We start from the raw sequence: 17,907 nt of genomic DNA on the forward strand, positions 1-17,907 counted from the left end.
CGGAGGATCTTGATGCGTCGTTCCCGCCCCGCCCTGCTCGCTGCCGTGCTCCCCGCCGCGCTCCTGGGCGCCTCGCTCCTCGCCGGCTGCGGCTCGGAAGAGCCCGCAGCCGACACGGCCGGGTCGGCCAGCGGCTTCCCGGTCACCGTCCGCAACTGCGGCGTCGACGTCACCGTCGACTCAGCGCCCCAGCGGATCGTCACCATCAAGTCGACGACCACCGAGCTCGTGCTCGCGCTCGGCCTCGGCGACAAGCTGGTCGGCACCGCCTTCCTCGACGGCCCGATCCGTGAGGACCTCGCCGCCGCGGCCGACGCCGAGCAGATCTCCGACCAGGCGCCCAGCCAGGAGGCCGTCCTGGAGCGTGAGCCCGACCTGGTCTTCGCCGGCTGGGAGTCCAACCTGGCCGCCGACACCGCCGGTGAGCGCGACACGCTCGCCAAGCTCGGGGTGGCGTCGTACGTCGCTCCCTCGGCCTGCCAGAGCGCCGACGCGCCGGCGAAGATGACCTATGACCTGCTCTTCGAGGAGTTCGAGGAGGCCGGCCGGCTGCTCGGCGCCCCCGGTGCTGCCACCGATCTCGTCGAGTCGCAGCAGGCGGCGCTCGACGAGGTCGGCCGCGTGGCCGACGGCACCACTGCGCTGTGGTGGTCGTCGGGCGTCGACACCCCCTTCGTGGGCGGTGGCACCGGCGCCCCGCAGATGGTGATGGAGCGCGTGGGCCTCACCAACGTCGCCGGCGACGTCGAGAAGACCTGGACCCCGATGGGCTGGGAGGCGATCGTCGACGCCGACCCCGACGTCATCGTGCTGGTCGACGCCGCCTGGAACACCGCCGACCAGAAGGTCAAGGACCTCGAGGCCAACCCGGCCACCGCACAGATGAAGGCGGTCAAGGAGAAGCGCTACCTGGTCATCCCGTTCGCCGCCGGGGAGGCCGGGGTCCGCTCCGTCGACGCGGCCGCCGACCTGGTCGAGCAGGCCCGCGACCTGGGTCTCGCGGTGGAGTGACCCGATGGCCCTGCTCACCCCCACGCCCACGCGGACGTCATCACCTCCGGTCGCCCGGAGGGTCGGCCGCGACGACGTCCGCTTCTGGGCGCTGTGGCTGCCGCTCCTGGTCGTCGCGCTGGTCACCTCGATCGGCGTCGCGGTCACGATCGGCCCGGCCGACCTCGCGGTGGCCGAGGTGTGGCAGGTCGTCGGGGCCAAGGTCGGGCTCGTCGACTCCGACGTCAGCCTGATCCGTACCGGCATCGTGTGGGAGCTGCGGCTGCCACGCGTGCTCACCGCCGCCGCGGTCGGGGGAGGGCTGGCCCTCGCCGGCGCGGTGATGCAGGCGCTGACCCGCAACCCGCTGGCCGACCCCTACCTGCTCGGGCTCTCCTCGGGCGCCTCCACCGGCGCCGTGCTGGTGCTGCTGCTGGGCGTCGCCGCGGCGCTCCCGGTGGCCGCCTTCGCCGGCGCGCTGGCCGCGCTGGTGGTGACGCTGCTGGCCCGCAGCCTCGGCGAGATCACCCCCAGCCGGACCGTGCTCGCCGGATTGGCGGTCTCCTCCTTCGCCGGCGCGGTCACCTCGCTGCTGATCTTCTGGAACGCCCGCGGCGACTCCTTCCGGCAGGTGCTCAACTGGATCCTCGGCTCGCTGGCCGGCGCGGACTGGAGCTCGGTCGCCCTCACCTGGGTGGTGCTCGCGGTCGTCGGGATCCCGCTGGCCCTGCGCGGCCGCGTCCTGGACGCCTTTGCCTTCGGCGACACGGCAGCCGCAGCGCTCGGCGTCGACGTCGGGCGTACGCGGTGGGTGCTGCTGGTGGCCACCGCACTGCTCACCGGGGCGATGGTGGCGGTCAGCGGCTCCATCGGCTTCGTCGGGCTGGTGCTCCCCAACGCCGTACGCCTGGTCGTCGGCTTCGACCACCGCCGGCTGCTGCCGCTCACCGTGCTGCTCGGCGCGGTCTTCATGGTCTGGGTCGACACCGCCGCCCGGACGCTCTTCGACCCGCGCGAGATCCCGGTCGGCATCATCACCGTGCTGGTCGGGGCGCCGGTCTTCGTGCTGGTCCTGCTGCGTCACCGGGGGCGGGCATGAGCCGCCAGCTGGTCGTGGCCGGGCTGTCGCGCCGCGTCGGTGACGCGGTGTTGCTCGACGACGCCGGCTTCACCGTGCCGGCCGGGCAGGTCGTGGCGCTGGTCGGGCCCAACGGGGCCGGCAAGTCGAGCCTGCTGCGCGCGATGACCGGGGTCGCCGACCGCGGCGCTGCCAGTGGTCACTTAATGCTCGACGGGGTCGACCTGCTCGCGCTCAAGCGTCGCGACCGGGCCCGGCGGATGGCGCTGGTCGAGCAGGAGCTGCGCGCCGAGTTCAGCCTCACCGTGCGCCAGGTCGTGGCGCTGGGTCGGATCCCGCACGAGTCCGGGTGGGCGGTCGCTGCCGGTGACCCCGCCCTGACCGACGCGGCGATGGCGCGGGCCGGGGTGGCCGATTGGGGTGACCGGCTGCTCTCCAGCCTCTCCGGGGGTGAGCAGCAGCGGGTGCAGCTGGCGCGGGCGCTGGCCCAGGAGCCGGAGCTGCTGCTGCTCGACGAGCCGACCAACCACCTCGACGTCCGCGCCCAGATGGACACCCTCGGCCTGCTGCGCGAGGTCGCGGCGACCGGCGTGAGCGTGGTGGCCGCGCTGCACGACCTCAACCTGGCGGCGGCCTACTGCGACCACGTCGTGGTGCTCGCCGGCGGCCGGGTGCAGGCGGTGGGCGACGTGCGCCGGGTGCTGACCGCGGAGCTGGTGGAGGCGACGTACGGGGTGGGGGCCGACGTGCTGACCCACCCGCGCACCGGGCGTCCGCTGATCGCCTTCTCGCCGTCGGGGGCCACCCCGGCGGACGTTCTCGGGGCCGACGCCGCCTCGCAGGCGTGAGCCCGCGCCGGTCGCGCCGAACTTCCGCCGTAGTGGCCCCTGTCTCGCCCGCGACCCCGGCCTAGACTGCGGGCACAGCAACGAGGAGGTGCGCCGTGGGGCGCGTGGGTTACGTGGTGCCGGTGGACGCGGTCTCGCCGCGCGAGGCCGTCGACCTGGCCCGCCTCGCCGAGCAGGCCGGCTTCTCCGGCGTGATGGCGGCCGACATCTTCCAGCCCTGGCTGCCGAGCCTCGGCCAGGCCCCCAACGTCTGGCCGTTGCTGGGTGCGCTGGCCGAGCACACCACCGGTGACTTCGGCGCCGGCATGGTCGCCGCCGGTGGGCGCCAGCACCCAGCCGCGATCGCGCAGGCAGCTGCGACCCTGGCGGCGCTGCACCCCGGCCGCCACTGGCTCTCGCTCGGTGGCGGCGAGGCGCTGCACGAGCACGTCACCGGCGGCTACTGGCCGGAGGCGCCCGAGCGGATCGCCCGACTCTTCGAGGCCGTCGACCTGATCAAGCGGCTCTTCGCCGGGTCGCTGGCGGGGCGCGACGTCCGCTACGAGGGGGAGCGGTTCCAGCTGGAGTCGGCCCGCCTGTGGACCATGCCCGAGCGGGCGCCGTCGGTGCTGGTGGCGACGTCGGGCCCGGTCACCGCGCGCCGCGCCGGGCGGCAGGCCGACGGGCTCCTGGCCGTCGCCGTGCAGCCGGCCCAGGCCGCGCAGGTGCTCGAGCGTTTCCGGGAGGGGGCCCGCGAGGTGGGCAAGGACCCGGCCACGATGCCGGCCTGGCTCCACCTCAACGTGAGCTGGGCGGCGACCGACGACGAGGCCGCGGCTGGCGTCGTCGAGCGCTACCCGATGGCGGCGATGCGTTTTGCTCGCGGCGACCTGCGCTCCCCGCACGTGGTCGAGCAGATCGCCAAGCTGGTCCGCCCAGAGGACTTCCCCGGGCGGCTCCCGGTGAGTGCCGACCCGGCCGTGCACCTCGGCGAGATCAAGGCCTACCTCGACCTCGGCTTCGACCGGGTCTTCGTGCACCACGTCGGCGTCAACCAGGTGGCGTTCCTGGAGGCCTTCGGGCGCGACGTGCTGCCGTACGTCTGACTCCGTCGTCCCCGCCAGTGGTCACTTGGTGGCCGTGGCGAGCCGTTGCGCACCCATTAACTGACCACTGGCGGGTCACCGGGTCAGGCCGCCGCCGCGACCTCACGGCGGACGGCAGCCACGGACGTACGCCGGGCGCGGCTCGCCGCGACCGTGCTCAGCGCGACGCCGAAGACGGCCCAGGTCAGCAGCCCAGCGACACCGGCCGCGCTGCCGGAGCCGTTGAGTGCCCAGTCGAAGAGGTCACCGGCCAGCGGCACCGGGAGCACGGCGTGCAGGGTACGCACGACGCCGGGCGCCGCGTCGATCGGCAGGAAGCCCGACGAGGCGACGACCTGGAGTGCGGTCACGGCGACGAGCACGACCCAGCCCGTACGCTCGCCGAACGCCGCCACGCACGCCTGGGTCAGCGCGACGAAGGCGACCACGACGGTCGGCGCGACGAGCAGTGCCAGGGCCCACGGGTGCGCCGGCGCGGAGCCGAGCCACGCGGCGCCGGCCAGCACCAGGGCGGCCTGGACGGCGACGACGACCAGTCCCGCGACGAGCCCTGCCGCCATCACCCGGGTGGCGCGGCCGGCGCGGGCGAGCCGGGTCGGGGAGAGCGCGGGGACGGCCAGGTAGGTGGTGAAGGCGCCCAGCCACAGCACGAGGGCGACCACGACCGGGGCGACGCTGTCGCGGGCCTCGATCGGGGAGGCGTCGTCGACGGCGGCCACCACGGGCTGGGCGATCGCCTCGGCGTCGGACTGCTGCTTCTCGGCGTCGGAGCGCGGCACGGCCTCGGCGCCGTCGCGCAGCCCCTTCGCCAGGTCGCCGATGCCGCCGCGCAGGCGGCTGGCGCCGTCGTCGAGCTGAGCGGTGCCGCCGGCGAGTTCGTCGGCGCCCTCGGCCAGCCGGCCGGAGCCGTCGCTCAGCTCGCGGGCACCGGCGGCGGCCTTGCCGGTCGCGCCGGTCAGCTTCTGCGCGCCACCGGCCAGCTCCGAGGAGCCGGACTTGAGGCGGCGCGACCCGGCGCGGGCCTCGCCCACGCCCTTCGACAGTGAGGCAGCACCTCCGGCGAGCTGGTCAGCACCGTCGGCGAGCTCGTCGGCGCCGGAGGCCAGCGACGTCGCGCCGGCCGAGAGGCGGCCGATGCCGGCGGTGAGCTCGGGGGCGGTGCCGGCGAGCGTACGAGCGCCGTCACGCAGCTGCGCCGAGCCGTCGACCAGCGCGTCGGCGTTCGCGCCGTCGGCGCCGAGGGCAGCCTCGGTCCCGGCGCAGAGTGCCGTGAAGGACGCGGCGGCCGGGGTGGAGCAGACGGTTCCCCAGCCGCGGAGCACCTGGGCCCAGCCGGCGACGCCGGTGGCGACCTGGTCAGCGCCTGCGGCCAGCTGGTCAGCCTGCCCCGGCAGGCCGCTGGTCTGGTCGTCGAGCGTGCTGAGTCCGTCGGCGAGGTCGCCCGCGCCGGTGGCCAGCGTCGAGGCGCCGTCGGCCAGGTCGCGGTTGCCCTGGGCGACCCGGTCGGCCCCGCCGCCGAGCTGGGCCAGTCCGCCGTCGAGCTGGGCTGCGCCCGAGGCGAGCGAGCGGGTGCCCTGGCTGAGGTCGGAGGCGCCCCGGTCGAGCTGTCCGAGCCCGGTGCTGAGCTCGCGCGCGCCACCCGACAGGGTGCCCGCGCCGTCGGCGAGCTCGCCCGCGCCACCGGCCAGGGCGCTGGTGCCGTTGGCCAGCTGGTCGGCGCCGTCGGCGAGCTGGTCGGCGCCGTCGGCGGCCTCGTCGAGGCGTCCGCCGAGCTCGCTGGTCTGGCCGTAGAGGCCGGCCAGGTAGGTGGTGGTGATCTGACGGCCGAGGCGCGCGGCGGCGACCTCGCCGACGTCGCGGCTGATCGCGCCCACGACGGTGCCGTCGGCGCCGTCGGTGCTGACCGTGATTTGGGCCTGCTCGGGCTCGTTGCGGGTCATCCCGGCGAGCGTCGCGGAGAAGTCCTCGGGGATGGTGATGACGGCGTGGTAGGTGCCGTCGGCCAGGCCGTCGGCCGCCGTCTCGGCGGAGGCCAGGCGCCACGCCATGGTGGCGTCGGCGTCCTCGTCGGGGGCGGTCAGACCGGCCGCGAGCAGGCGGCCGCCGGCGATGGTGGTCTTCTCCTCGCCCTTCCCGGTGGTGACGGGGGAGTCGAGGTTGACGACCGCCGCGGGCAGGTCGGTCGCGCCCTCGACCCGGTCGCCGACCGAGGTGAGCGCGACGCCGCCGACCAGCGCCGGCAGCAGCAGAGCGGCGACGAGCGCGCCACGGTTGCGGGGGGTGGGGATGCTCATGCGTGCGCCTTTCGGGGGGCAACGGTCGTGAGGACGAGGTGGCCGTCCGCCGGCACGGTGGGCGGGGCGTCGGAGCCGGCGACGACGGCGGTCCCGGCCTCGGTGAGGGCGGCGAGCTGGGCCCACCGCTCCTCGCGCACCTCGCGGGGGACGGCAGGGTGGTCGACGTCGTCGACGACGACCAGCGGGGTGCCGGCGGGCAGGTCGGCCAGCGTCCGGCTGCCCGGCCAGGCCGGGAAGAACCACGCCTGCGAGCGGACCTGCGCCGACTCCTCGGCAGCAGTCGGTCGAGCACCATCAGGGTGCCGCCGTGGGTGGGCATCCGGCCGGCGAGCGCGGCCAGCAGGGAGCGGCGCCACAGCCGGTCGTCGCCGCGGACGACGTGCAGTGAGCCCGGGCGTACGACCAGGTCGACGGGGGTGCCCAGCTCGCGGTTGTGCTCGTCGGTGATCTTGACGCCGACGGCGCGCACGGCGCCTCGCCGTGGGCGGCGACCCACTCCTCGTGGGCGACGTGGTGGGCCAGGCCCTCACCCTCGACGTCGAGGTGGGGGAGGGTGCGCTCGAGGGTCTTCGGCAGCCACCAGGCCTTGTCGCCGAGCAGCGCCATCACGGCCGGCACGAGCGTCATGCGCACGATGAAGGCGTCGACGAATACGCCGACCGCGAGCCCGACGGCCATCGGCTTGATGACGGAGTCGCCGTGCGGCACGAAGGCCGCGAAGACGGCGATCATGATGATCGCGGCGGCGGTGACGACGCGGGCGCTGGCGGTGAAGCCGGTGGTGATGGCGCGCTGGGCGTCGCCGGTGTGCACGTACTCCTCGCGCATCCGGGAGACCAGGAAGACCTCGTAGTCCATCGCCAGGCCGAAAAGCACGCCCATCAGGATGATCGGCAGGAACGAGATCACCGGGCCGACCTTGGCGACGTTGAGCGCCTCGGCGAACCAGCCGTACTCGAAGATCGCGGCGACGACGCCGAAGGAGGCGAGCACCGACAGCAGGTAGCCGACGGTGGCCTTGACCGGCACGGCGATCGAGCGGAAGACGATGGTCAGCAGGATCATCGACAGGCCGACGACGACCACGCCGAAGGGCAGCAGGGCGGCGCCGAGCTTGTCGGAGACGTCGATGGTGACGGCGGTCTGGCCGGTCACGATCACGTCGGAGACCTCGTACTCGTCCTCGAGCTCGTCGCCGAGGTCGCGCAGCGCGCGGACCAGGTCGGCGGTCGCGGGGTCGGTCTGCCCGGTCTCGGGGACCACCTGGATCACCGCCAGGTCGGCGTTGGGGTTGGGCGTGGCCATCGGCACCGACGCGACGCCGGGGACCTTCTCGATCTCGGCCTTGAGGTCCTCGACGACGCCGATCGGGTCGGTGCTGCGGATGATGTCGCCGGTGACCAGCAGCGGGCCGTTGAAGCCCGGGCCGAAGGCGTCGGCGACGAGGTCGTAGGTGACGCGCGGCGCGGTGCCCGGGTCCTTGGTGCCGTTGTCGGGCAGGCCGAGGGCGAGGTCCTTGGCGGGGATCGCGAGCACGCCCAGCACCAGGACGGTGACCGCGACGGTGAGCGCGGGGACCTTGGTCGCGACGCGCACCCAGCGGGCGCCGAGCGTACGCTGCGTGGCCGGGTCGGCGGTGGCGCGCACGGCCGCGCGGGACCCCGGCTTCGGGCGCATCTTCTCGCCCAGCGCAGCGAGGACCGCGGGCACCAGGGTGATCGCGACGACGACCGCGACGGCGACACCGGCGGCGGCGGCCAGGCCCATCACGGTGAGGAACGGGATACGGGCCACGACCAGACCGCAGAGCGCGATGACGACGGTGGCGCCCGCGAAGATGACGGCGCTGCCGGCGGTGGCGACCGACCGGGCGACCGACTCGCGCACGGCCATGCCCTGGGCGAGCTGGGTGCGGTGACGGTAGACGATGAAGAGGGCGTAGTCGATGCCGACCGCGAGGCCGATCATCAGCGCCAGCGTCGGGGTGGTCGAGGTGATCGTGGTGACCTTGGCGACGGCCAGCAGGCCGGCCATGGTGACGCCCACGCCGACGACGGCGGTGAGGATCGGGAGGCCGGCGGCGAGCATCGAGCCGAAGGTGATGGCCAGGACGACCAGCGCGACGACGATGCCGAGGCCCTCGGTGGGGCTGATCGCGACGGAGGTGGTGGTGAAGACGCCGCCGCCGAGGTGCACGTCGAGCTCGCTGCCCTCGGGCAGGGTCGCGGCCTCCTCGAGCGCGGGCACGGTGTCGGCGTCGAGCTCGTCGAGCTTCACGTCGAGCAGCACCTGGGCGAGGGCGTAGCGGCCGTCCTCGGCGAGGTTGTACTCGTTGCCCTTCGCCAGCGGGTCGACGACCGTGGCGACGTGGTCGACGCCCTCGATGGCGTCGAGCACGCTGCGTACGTCGTCGGCGTGGTCGGCGACCGTCTCGCCCTCGGGCGCGACGAAGAGGAGCTGTCCGCTGGTGCCCGCCAGGAGGGGGAAGCGCTCGTCGAGCTGGTCAATGCCGGTCTGGGCCTCGGTGCCGGGGATGGAGAGGTCCTCCTGCAGCTGGCCGCCGAGGGCGGCGGCAGCGCCGCCGAGGGCGGCGAGGAGCACGACCCAGCCGATGATCACCCAGCGGGCGGAGGCGGCTGCGGCACGACCGAGACGATAGAGGTAGGAAGACACGTTCAATACGTTACTGTATTGGATACAAAAGCGTATCGGTGGGAGGCTGTGACGGTGAGCACTCGTGAGCAGAAGGGGCGTGCGGTCGCACCGTCGCGCGCCCACCGCAGCAGGGAGAATACCCGCGAGCGCCTGCTCGAGGCCGCCGTCGACGTCTTCGTCGAGAAGGGGCTGAAGCGGGTCACCGTCGACGACCTGGTGCAGGCGGCCGGGTTCACCCGCGGCGCCTTCTACTCCAACTTCGACAGCGTCGACGAGGTCTTCTTCGAGGTCTTCCGCCGCCGGGCCACTGCGATGATCGACCACGCGCGCGCCGCCATCGCTGCTGTGCCCGACGAGGAGTTCGACGTCGCCTTCGTCGGTCGGCTGATCGACGAGATGACCGTGCCCGGCGACCCGTGGGTGGTGCTGCACGCGGAGTTCACGCTCTTCGCGGTGCGCAACACCGACGCCCGCGTCGTGCTCGACGCCTACTCCGAGACCATGCGCGCCGAGCTGGCCGACCTGATCGGGGAGGTGCTCCGTCGGCTGGGGCGCCGCCCGGCCGTGCCGCTGCCGCAGCTGGCCCAAGTGGTCTCGGCGCTGCAGATCCACTCGGCACTGCTGGCGCAGACCGGTGATCCGGTGCTGACCGACGGGACGCTGGGGGCGAAGGGCATGAGCGAGGAGCTCGTACGACGTCTGGTGCTGGGGTTCAGCGAGCCGGAGTGAGGCCCGGGGCTGAGCTCGCCCGCACGATTCGAGGGGTGGAGCACGTCACCATCTCGGTCTATGATGATCATCAATTGATCTCGATCGAGAGGGTGCCCATGAACACCGACCTGACCGGCAAGACCATCGCTGTCCTCGGCGGCACCGGACCCCAGGGGCGGGGCCTGGCTCGTCGTTTCGCCACGGCCGGCCTGAGCGTGGTGATCGGCTCGCGCGGCGCGGAGAAGGCGGAGAAGGTCGCGGCCGAGCTGGCCGAGGCGACCGGTGGTGCGGTGACGGGTGCGGCGAACGCTGACGCGGCTGCGGCGGGCGACGTGGTGCTGGTCGTGGTGCCGTGGGACGGTCACAAGGAGCTGCTCACCGAGCTGAAGCCGGTGCTGGAGGGCAAGATCGTGGTTGACTGCGTCAATCCGCTGGGTTTCGACAAGCAGGGTCCGTTCGCCCTGCAGGTCGAGGAGGGCTCGGCGACCCAGCAGGCCGCGGCGATCCTGACCGAGTCGACGGTGGTGGGTGCGTTCCACAACGTGAGTGCGGTGTTGCTGGAGGACCCGGAGGTCGAGTCGATCGACTGCGACGTGCTGGTGCTGGGCGACGAGCGCGAGGCCACCGACCTGGTCCAGGCGCTGGCCGACACGGTCCCGGGGATGCGGGGGGTCTACGGCGGTCGTCGTCGCAACGCGCACCAGGTGGAGGCGTTCACGGCCAACCTGATTGCGATGAACAAGCGCTACAAGGCGCACGCGGGGGTCAGGGTCACCGACGTGTGACCGCTGAGCCGCTGACACGCGTCGGCCCCCTCGCACCCCACGGGCGAGGGGGCCGACGTACGTCTCACGCCTGGTTCTGCGGCGGCAGCTCGGCGATCAGCGGGTGGTCCTTGTCGGTGACGTCGGTCTTCGCCGCGCCGCCGGGGGAGCCGAGGTCGTCGAAGAAGTGCACGTTGACGTCGTAGTACTCCTTCCACTCCTCGGGGGTGTCGTCCTCGTAGAAGATCGCCTCGACGGGGCAGACCGGCTCGCAGGCACCGCAGTCGACGCACTCGTCGGGCTGGATGTAGAGCATCCGCTTGCCCTCGTAGATGCAGTCGACCGGACACTCGTCGACGCAGGCGCGGTCCTTGACGTCGACGCACGGCTGGGCGATCACGTAGGTCATGGGGACTCCTTCTGTTGGGCTGCACGGGTTCGGGAGGGGATGAGGACGATGCTGACCAGGGCGGTGCCGACCCACAGGGCGGCGTTGACCCAGACGGTCAGGCTGAAGGCGTCGGCGTAGTCGACGCGGTCGGCGAAGAGGGCGAGCAGCGAGGTGGCCAGCGAGCTGCCGGCGGCGAAACCGAGGAAGCGCAGCAGCACGTTGAACGACAACGCACTCCCGGTCTCTGCCAGCGGCACGGCGCGCAGCACCAGACCCGGCATGGCGGCGAAGGTGAAGCCGCTGCCGAAGCCGGCGACGGTCATCACGCCGGCGACGGCCCACACGGAGCCGTGGCCGAGGGCGTACGCGGTCACGGCGACGCAGTAGAGCGCCGCACCGCACGGCAGCACCAGGTCGAGGCCGATGCGCCGACCCAGCGTGAGGCTGACCCGGCTGCCGACGAAGCTGAGCACGGCGTACGGCACCAGCACGAGCCCGGCCACCGTGACCGGCTGCCCGAGGCCGAAGCCGGTGGAGGTCGGCAGCTGCACCTGGATCATCACCAGCGCCAGCATCATGTAGACGGCCGTGCCGGCGGTGACGGCGGAGATGTGGGCGGGCAGCGCGGCGCGGTGGGTCGCGAGCCGCAGGTCGACCAGCGGCTGGGGGTGGCGCAGGGTGGCGCGCACCCACGAAGCCAGCACCGCGACGCCGGCGGCGACCATCGCCCACACGGCGATCGAGGTCGCGCCCAGGGGCGGTGCCTGGGTGAGGGCGAGCAGGAGCAGCAGGGTGCCGCCACCGAGCAGCGCGGCGCCGGCCCAGTGCACGGAGTCGCTGCCGGTCGTGGAGGCGTCGGGGAGGGTGCGCCACGCGAGCGCGAACGTGACGACGGTGACGGCGAGGGCGAACCAGTAGGCAGCCGCGATGCCCGCGGACAGCGCGATCCACGCGGAGAGTGGATAGCTGATCCCGGCCCCCACGGTGGCGGTGACCGAGAGCAGGGCGAGGGCGCGCGGCGCCGCCTCGGCCGACAGCGCGTCGCGCGCGGCAGCGAGCGAGAGCGGCAGCAGGCCCATCCCGACGCCCTGGAGCAGGCGGCCGACGACCGTGCCCGCGAATCCGGTCGGCAGGGCGGTGACGACCAGGCCGAGCGCCACGACGCCGAGGCTGACGAGGATGACCGTACGCCGTCGCCCGGTGCCCCCGAGCCGGCCCAGGACGGGCGTCGCCACGGCGCCGACGAGCATGGGGCCGGTCAGGATCCACTGCGCCGAGCCCAGCGAGACCGCGTGCTCGGCGGCCACCATCGGCACCAGCGAGCCGCCGAGGCTGGTGATCACCGACGTGGTCGTCGTCAGCAGCACCAGGCTCGCCAGCAGCAGGGGCGAGGGAGTGTCACGGCGCCGACGGCCACCCCTGGGGGCGGGCCGCGGCGCCGTGGTCACGGGCTGGGGAGTGGGGTCGAGCTCAAGCATCCACGGTCCACACGTCCCCACCGTCGATCAGCGCCTGCAGGTCGCCCGGCTCGCCGGCGGTGACCAGCTGGTCGCGCGCCTGGTCGTCGTACGTCGCTCGCTCGACCTGGCGGAAGATGCCGATGGGCGACTGGTTGAGGTAGCCGGAGTCGGTGAGGCGGCTGATCGCGAAGGCCAGCGTGGGGTCGGGGTTGTGCGCGTCGTGGACGAGGATCTCCTCGGGTGCCGCCTCGGAGACCTCCGCGACCCGGACGCCGCCGCGGGCGTCGCGCACCAGGCACTTGTGGCCGAGCCCGTCGTCGAGGGTGGCGCCGAAGCGGATCTGCTCGCCGTGGACCAGCGGGATGATCGCGTCGGCCTTCGTGTCGGGGTTCTTGATCGCGTCGAAGGCGCCGTCGTTGAAGATCGGGCAGTTCTGGTAGATCTCCACCAACGACGTGCCGCGGTGCGCGGCGGCGGCAGCGAGCACCGAGGTGAGGTGCTTGCGGTCGGAGTCGATCGTGCGCGCGACGAAGGTGGCCTCCGCGCCGAGCGCCAGCGACACCGGGTTGAAGGGGTGGTCGACCGACCCCATCGGCGTCGACTTGGTGACCTTGCCGGTCTCCGAGGTGGGGGAGTACTGGCCCTTCGTCAGGCCGTAGATCCGGTTGTTGAAGAGCAGGATCGTCATGTTGACGTTGCGGCGCAGTGCGTGGATCAGGTGGTTGCCGCCGATGGAGAGCGCGTCGCCGTCTCCGGTGACGACGAAGACCGACAGGTCCTCCCGTGCCGTGGCGATGCCGGTGGCGATGGCGGGCGCACGGCCGTGGATCGAGTGCATCCCGTAGGTGTCCAGGTAGTACGGGAAGCGCGACGAGCAGCCGATGCCGGAGACGAAGACGATGTTTTCCCGGCGCAGGCCGAGCTCGGGCAGGAACGACTGCACGGCCTTGAGCACGGCGTAGTCGCCGCAGCCGGGGCACCAGCGCACCTCCTGGTCGGAGGTGAACTCCTTCGCGGTCTGCTTCTCGCCCTCGGCGATCCGCGGCACGCCCTCGGTGCCGGTGCGGACGGGGAACGGCAGTTCGGTGGTGGTCATCGCAGGGCCTCCTCGGCAACGCGCAGGTCGGTGGGCTCGGCTGACTCGGGGGAGGGGGACTCGGTGATGCCGAGGTCGGCGAGGGCGTCGAGCAGGATGCCCTCCATCTCCTCCGCGCCGAAGGGGGTGCCGCGTACGTTGGTGCGCGACTCCGCGTCGACCAGGAACTTGCCGCGCAGCAGCAGGGCGAGCTGGCCCATGTTCATCTCCGGGACCACGACCTTGTCGTAGCGCCGCAGGATCTCGGCGAGGTTGGCGGGGAAGGGGTTGAGGTGGCGCAGGTGCACCTGCGCGACGTCGAGGCCGCGGTCGCGCACACGTCGTACGCCGGCCCCGATCGGACCGTAGGTCGAGCCCCAGCCGATCACCAGCATCCGGGCCTTGCCTGACGGGTCGTCGACGACCAGGTCGGGCACGACGACGCCGTCGACCTTGGCCTGGCGGGTCTTGACCATGAACTCGTGGTTGGAGGGCTCGTAGGAGATGTTGCCGTGGCCGTCGCCCTTCTCGATGCCGCCGATGCGGTGCTCGAGGCCGGGGGTGCCGGGCACCGCCCAGGGGCGGGCCAGCGTCTCGGGGTCACGGACGTAGGGCCAGAACTCCTGCTTCTCCTCGCCGTCCTTGCCGACGGAGGTGTGGTTGAGCTCGGTCGCGAAGCTCGGCTCGATCGGCTCCAGCGCCGACACGTCAGGCAGCGCCCACGGCTCGGAGCCGTTGGCTAGGTAGCCGTCGGAGAGCAGCATCACGGGGGTGCGGTAGGTGACGGCGATGCGCGCGGCCTCGACCGCGGCGTCGAAGCAGTCGGCGGGCGACTGGGCGGCGACGACAGGCAGCGGCGCCTCGCCGTTGCGGCCGAACATCGCCTGCAGCAGGTCGGCCTGCTCGGTCTTGGTGGGCAGGCCGGTCGAGGGGCCGCCGCGCTGCACGTCGACGACGAGCAGCGGCAGCTCCAGCATCACGGCCAGGCCCATCGCCTCCGACTTCAGCGAGACACCGGGGCCCGAGGTGCTGGTGACGCCGAGGTGGCCGGCGTACGAGGCCCCGAGTGCGGCGCCGATGCCGGCGATCTCGTCCTCGGCCTGGAAGGTCGTCACGCCGAACGACTTGTGCTTGCTCAGCTCGTGCAGGATGTCGCTGGCCGGGTGATCGGGTAGGCGCCGAGGAAGACCGGCAGGCCGCTGAGGCGCCCGGCGGTGACCAGGCCGTACGACAGCGCCAGGTTGCCGGTGATGTTGCGGTAGCGGCCGCGCGCGACCTCCGCAGGCTTCACCTCGTACGAGACGGCGAAGGCCTCGGTCGTCTCGCCGAAGTGGTAGCCGGCCTTGAAGGCGGCGATGTTGGCGTCGCGGATCGCGGGCTTCTTGGCGAACTTGGTGGAGACGTAGTCGATGGTGCCCTCGACGGGGCGGCCGTACATCCACGACAGCAGGCCGAGGGAGTACATGTTCTTGGAGCGGGCGGCGTCCTTGCGGGAGAGGCCGAACTCCTTGACCGCCTCGACCGTCATGCCGGTGAGGTCGAGCGCGTGCACCTGGAAGTCGGCGAGCGAGCCGTCCTCCAGCGGGTCGCTGGTGTAGCCGGCCTTGGTCAGGTTGCGGCTGGTGAAGTCGTGGGTGTCGACGATGACCACGGCGCCGGGGCGCAGGTCGGCGACGTTGGCGCGCAGCGCGGCGGGGTTCATCGCGACGAGCACGTTGGGGTGGTCGCCGGGGGTGAGGATGTCGCGGCTGGCGAAGTGCAGCTGGAAGGACGAGACGCCGGGGATGGTGCCCTGGGGGGCGCGGATCTCGGCGGGGAAGTTGGGGAAGGTGGCCAGGTCGTTGCCGAAGGCCGCGGTCTCCTGCGTGAAGCGATCACCGGTCAGCTGCATCCCGTCGCCGGAGTCACCGGCGAACCGGATGACGACGCGCTCGACCTGCTCGACCTTCTTCTCGGGAGTGACAGTCATGGTGCTCCGATGCTCGAGGAGAATCCCTAATAGTGATAATCAATCTTACGGATGACTGTCCCTGCGTCAAGTGATCCAATGGCCTGGGTCACATCCCCTCCTTCACAACCATGCATATGATTGCTATGGTCATGGTCCGAGAGGTCGTCGTCGCGACGAGCCGACCGAGCCGGGCAATCCGATTCCTGGGTGAGGAGACCTGATGGCAGTGGAGAAGCGGGCGTCGAGCACCTACATCGACTCCACCTGGGTGGACGGCGCCTCGGGCGAGTCCTACGTGTCGATGAACCCGGCGACCGAGGAGCCGCTGGGGGAGACCGTCACCAGCTCGGTCGAGCAGGTCGACGAGGCCGTCGCCTCCGCGAAGCGCGCCTTCCACCCCTCCTCGGAGTGGCGCTCGTGGACCCCGCAGATGCGGGCCGACGCGATCAACCGGTTCGCCGACGTCCTCGAGCGCGAGCTCGAGTCGATGTCGCGCCTCATCGCCTCCGAGGTCGGCACCCCCGTCGCTGCCTGCCGCTCGATGCAGGTGGGCGGCCCGATCGACGTGCTGCGCTGGTATGCCGAGATGGCCATCAAGGGCCCGCGCGGCGGCTACGAGCAGGCGCTGCCGCTCTACGACAAGCCGGTCGCCTCCGGCAGCCTGCTGCACTACGAGCCGGTCGGCGTGGTCGCGGCGCTGTCGGCCTACAACTACCCCCTCAACCTGCTGGTCTGGAAGCTCGGCGGCGCGCTCGCCGCGGGCTGCACGACCGTGGTGCTGCCCTCGCCGCAGGGCCTGTGGAGCACCCTGCGGATCTTCGAGCTGCTCGACGAGGTCGGCCTCCCGCCGGGCGTGGTGAACCTGGTCACCGGTGGCCCCGAGATCGGCGTCCACCTGACCGGGCACCCCGACGTCGACCTGGTCTCCTTCACCGGCTCCGACGCCGTCGGCGCCAAGGTGATGGCCCAGGGCGCGCTCGGCTCGATCAGCAAGGCCGTGCTCGAGCTGGGCGGCAAGAGCCCCAACATCATCCTGCCCTCGGCCGACCTGCCCGCCACGGTGGCCGCCTCGATCCTGCGCTTCGCCCGCAACGCCGGGCAGGGGTGTGCGGCGTGGAGCCGCATCCTGGTGCCCGAGGAGAAGGTCGACGAGTTCTGCCGGCTGGCCGACGAGTTCATCGCCACCATCAAGGTCGGTGACCCGATGGCCGAGGACAGCGTCGTCGGGCCCGTCATCTCCGCCGCCCACCGCGACAAGGTCGAGGGCTGGATCGACGAGCTGATGGAGCGCGGCGCGAGCTGGGGTGCCGGCGGTGGTCGCGTGGAGGGCCTCGACAAGGGCCACTTCATGAAGCCCGGCCTGCTGCGCGACGTCGACCCCGACGACCCGCTGGCCGACACCGAGTTCTTCGCCCCGGTCGGCATGATCTTCGGCTACCGCGACGTCGACCACGCGGTCGAGCTGGCCAACAACACCCGCTACGGGCTGGCCAGCAACGTCTTCGGCCCGCTCGACGAGGCGATGCAGGTCGCCCGCCGGATCCGCGCCGGCACGGTCACGATCAACGGCGGCTCCGGCATGCGCCCCGACGCCCCTTGGGGTGGTCCCGGCCGCAGCGGCGTCGGCCGCGAGCTGGGCGAGGACGGCTTCGCCGAGTTCTTCGAGGTCAAGCACATCCAGTACGCCCTCGCCGGCATCACCCGCCCGCCGGGCACCTGAGCCGGCCATCCCCCAGCAGAGAGACCAGAACGAAGTGGAGAGCAGCATGGGACGTTTCGACGGCAAGACCGCCCTCATCACCGGTGGGGCCCGCGGTCAGGGGAAGTCGCACGCGCTGCGGCTGGCCCGGGAGGGCGCCAACATTGCGATCCTCGACCTGGCCGGCCAGCTCGACTCCGTCTCCTACCCGATGTCGACGGCCGAGGACCTGGCGTCGACCGAGCGCGAGCTCAAGGACCTCGGCGCCGAGGTGCTCGCCATCGCGTGCGACGTACGTGACCAAGAGGCCGTTGAGGCCGCGGTCGCCGCGACCGAGGAGCGTTTCGGCGGCATCGACATCGTCCTGGCCAACGCCGGCATCATGGCCAGCTACGGCGCGAAGAAGCACGACATGGCGGCCTGGCACGACTCGGTCGCGACCATGCTCAACGGCGTCTACTACCTCCTGCGCGCGGTCACCCCGGGCCTGATCGAGCGCGGCCGCGGCGGCGCCATCTGCATCACCGGGTCGACGTCGAGCTATATCGGCGTCGCCTACAAGGAGGAGATGCTCAACCCGGGCCAGATGGGCTACGGCGCCGCCAAGACCGGTGTGCTGTCGCTGATGCGCAACTTCGCGATGGTGCTCGGCAAGCACGGCGTACGCGTCAACACCGTCATCCCGGCCGGCGTGAACACGAAGATGATCAACAACGAGTTCTTCGCGGCCGACCTCGCCGACGACGCCCCGGGCGGCTGGATGGCCAACGTCATGGAGCGCGGCCCGGTGGAGCCCGAGGAGATCACCAACGCGGTCACCTGGCTCTGCTCCGACGAGGCGCGCTTCGTCACCGGCCAGACGCTGGCCGTCGACATGGGCACCTTGCTCCTCTGACTCAGCTC

The 17,907-nt window shown here is 72.4% G+C and carries 14 protein-coding genes and 1 pseudogene; 8 read left to right on the forward strand and 7 right to left on the reverse strand.

From position 1 onward, the window contains the following. Positions 1 to 12: 12 nt before the first annotated feature. The 4 genes from E2C04_RS02915 (at position 13) to E2C04_RS02930 (ending at position 4,001) form a co-directional block, all read left to right on the forward strand. On the forward strand, positions 13 to 1,011 hold the full coding sequence (locus E2C04_RS02915; protein WP_135831473.1) for a putative F420-0 ABC transporter substrate-binding protein: 999 nt from the start codon (positions 13 to 15) through the stop codon (positions 1,009 to 1,011). Positions 1,012 to 1,015: 4 nt separating this feature from the next. Beyond that, a complete protein-coding gene (locus tag E2C04_RS02920; protein ID WP_135831474.1) occupies positions 1,016 to 2,089 on the forward strand; it encodes a putative F420-0 ABC transporter permease subunit in 1,074 nt (357 codons plus the stop codon). Continuing rightward, positions 2,086 to 2,916: an ABC transporter ATP-binding protein gene (locus E2C04_RS02925; protein ID WP_135831475.1), complete on the forward strand. Its 831-nt coding sequence runs from the start codon at positions 2,086 to 2,088 to the stop codon at positions 2,914 to 2,916. The genes E2C04_RS02920 and E2C04_RS02925 overlap by 4 nt, the downstream gene beginning before the upstream one ends. 95 nt (positions 2,917 to 3,011) lie before the next feature. Continuing rightward, positions 3,012 to 4,001 carry a TIGR03557 family F420-dependent LLM class oxidoreductase gene (locus tag E2C04_RS02930; RefSeq protein WP_135831476.1) on the forward strand — a complete coding sequence of 330 codons (990 nt, stop codon included), beginning with the start codon at positions 3,012 to 3,014 and terminating at the stop codon, positions 3,999 to 4,001. 83 nt (positions 4,002 to 4,084) lie between these two features. Here E2C04_RS02930 and E2C04_RS02935 read toward each other — a convergent pair whose 3' ends face one another. Genes E2C04_RS02935 through E2C04_RS02945 form a run of 3 tightly spaced genes read right to left on the reverse strand, consistent with a single transcriptional unit; the run spans position 4,085 to position 8,971 of the window. Then, a complete protein-coding gene (locus E2C04_RS02935; protein WP_135831477.1) occupies positions 4,085 to 6,295 on the reverse strand; it encodes a YhgE/Pip domain-containing protein in 2,211 nt (736 codons plus the stop codon). Beyond that, positions 6,292 to 6,654, reverse strand: coding sequence for a hypothetical protein (locus E2C04_RS02940; protein WP_135831478.1), 363 nt, complete (start codon positions 6,652 to 6,654; stop codon positions 6,292 to 6,294). The genes E2C04_RS02935 and E2C04_RS02940 overlap by 4 nt, the downstream gene beginning before the upstream one ends. After that, positions 6,593 to 8,971: an MMPL family transporter gene (locus E2C04_RS02945; RefSeq protein ID WP_158630576.1), complete on the reverse strand. Its 2,379-nt coding sequence runs from the start codon at positions 8,969 to 8,971 to the stop codon at positions 6,593 to 6,595. Before E2C04_RS02945 ends, E2C04_RS02940 begins: the two co-directional genes overlap by 62 nt. Positions 8,972 to 9,025: 54 nt before the next feature. On the opposite strand from E2C04_RS02945, the gene E2C04_RS17595 reads away from it, so the two are divergent. Both E2C04_RS17595 and npdG read left to right on the forward strand, forming a co-directional pair. Beyond that, complete coding sequence (locus E2C04_RS17595) at positions 9,026 to 9,682, forward strand: TetR/AcrR family transcriptional regulator (RefSeq protein ID WP_158630577.1); 657 nt, start codon at positions 9,026 to 9,028, stop codon at positions 9,680 to 9,682. 35 nt (positions 9,683 to 9,717) lie between these two features. Continuing rightward, the gene (gene npdG / locus E2C04_RS02955) at positions 9,718 to 10,449 is read left to right on the forward strand and encodes an NADPH-dependent F420 reductase (protein ID WP_238694407.1); all 732 of its coding nucleotides are present in this window, start codon (positions 9,718 to 9,720) and stop codon (positions 10,447 to 10,449) included. Positions 10,450 to 10,513: 64 nt separating this feature from the next. Here npdG and fdxA read toward each other — a convergent pair whose 3' ends face one another. From fdxA to E2C04_RS02975, 4 genes and pseudogenes are all read right to left on the reverse strand, one after another. Then, positions 10,514 to 10,837 carry a ferredoxin gene (gene fdxA, locus E2C04_RS02960; RefSeq protein ID WP_135831481.1) on the reverse strand — a complete coding sequence of 108 codons (324 nt, stop codon included), beginning with the start codon at positions 10,835 to 10,837 and terminating at the stop codon, positions 10,514 to 10,516. Continuing rightward, positions 10,834 to 12,297 carry an MFS transporter gene (locus tag E2C04_RS02965; RefSeq protein WP_135831482.1) on the reverse strand — a complete coding sequence of 488 codons (1,464 nt, stop codon included), beginning with the start codon at positions 12,295 to 12,297 and terminating at the stop codon, positions 10,834 to 10,836. Before E2C04_RS02965 ends, fdxA begins: the two co-directional genes overlap by 4 nt. Then, positions 12,290 to 13,375, reverse strand: a complete 1,086-nt coding sequence (locus E2C04_RS02970; protein WP_135831483.1) for a 2-oxoacid:ferredoxin oxidoreductase subunit beta — start codon at positions 13,373 to 13,375, stop codon at positions 12,290 to 12,292. Before E2C04_RS02970 ends, E2C04_RS02965 begins: the two co-directional genes overlap by 8 nt. Beyond that, positions 13,372 to 15,323 (reverse strand): annotated as a pseudogene (locus tag E2C04_RS02975) (2-oxoacid:acceptor oxidoreductase subunit alpha). Before E2C04_RS02975 ends, E2C04_RS02970 begins: the two are co-directional and overlap by 4 nt. Before the next feature lie 202 nt (positions 15,324 to 15,525). On the opposite strand from E2C04_RS02975, the gene E2C04_RS02980 reads away from it, so the two are divergent. Continuing rightward, positions 15,526 to 17,025: an aldehyde dehydrogenase family protein gene (locus tag E2C04_RS02980; RefSeq protein ID WP_135831484.1), complete on the forward strand. Its 1,500-nt coding sequence runs from the start codon at positions 15,526 to 15,528 to the stop codon at positions 17,023 to 17,025. 46 nt (positions 17,026 to 17,071) lie between these two features. Continuing rightward, positions 17,072 to 17,899, forward strand: coding sequence for an SDR family oxidoreductase (locus E2C04_RS02985; protein WP_135831485.1), 828 nt, complete (start codon positions 17,072 to 17,074; stop codon positions 17,897 to 17,899). Positions 17,900 to 17,907: the final 8 nt, after the last annotated feature.

The sequence above is a fragment of the Nocardioides daphniae genome, from assembly GCF_004777465.1.
Lineage (GTDB): Bacteria > Actinomycetota > Actinomycetes > Propionibacteriales > Nocardioidaceae > Nocardioides > Nocardioides daphniae.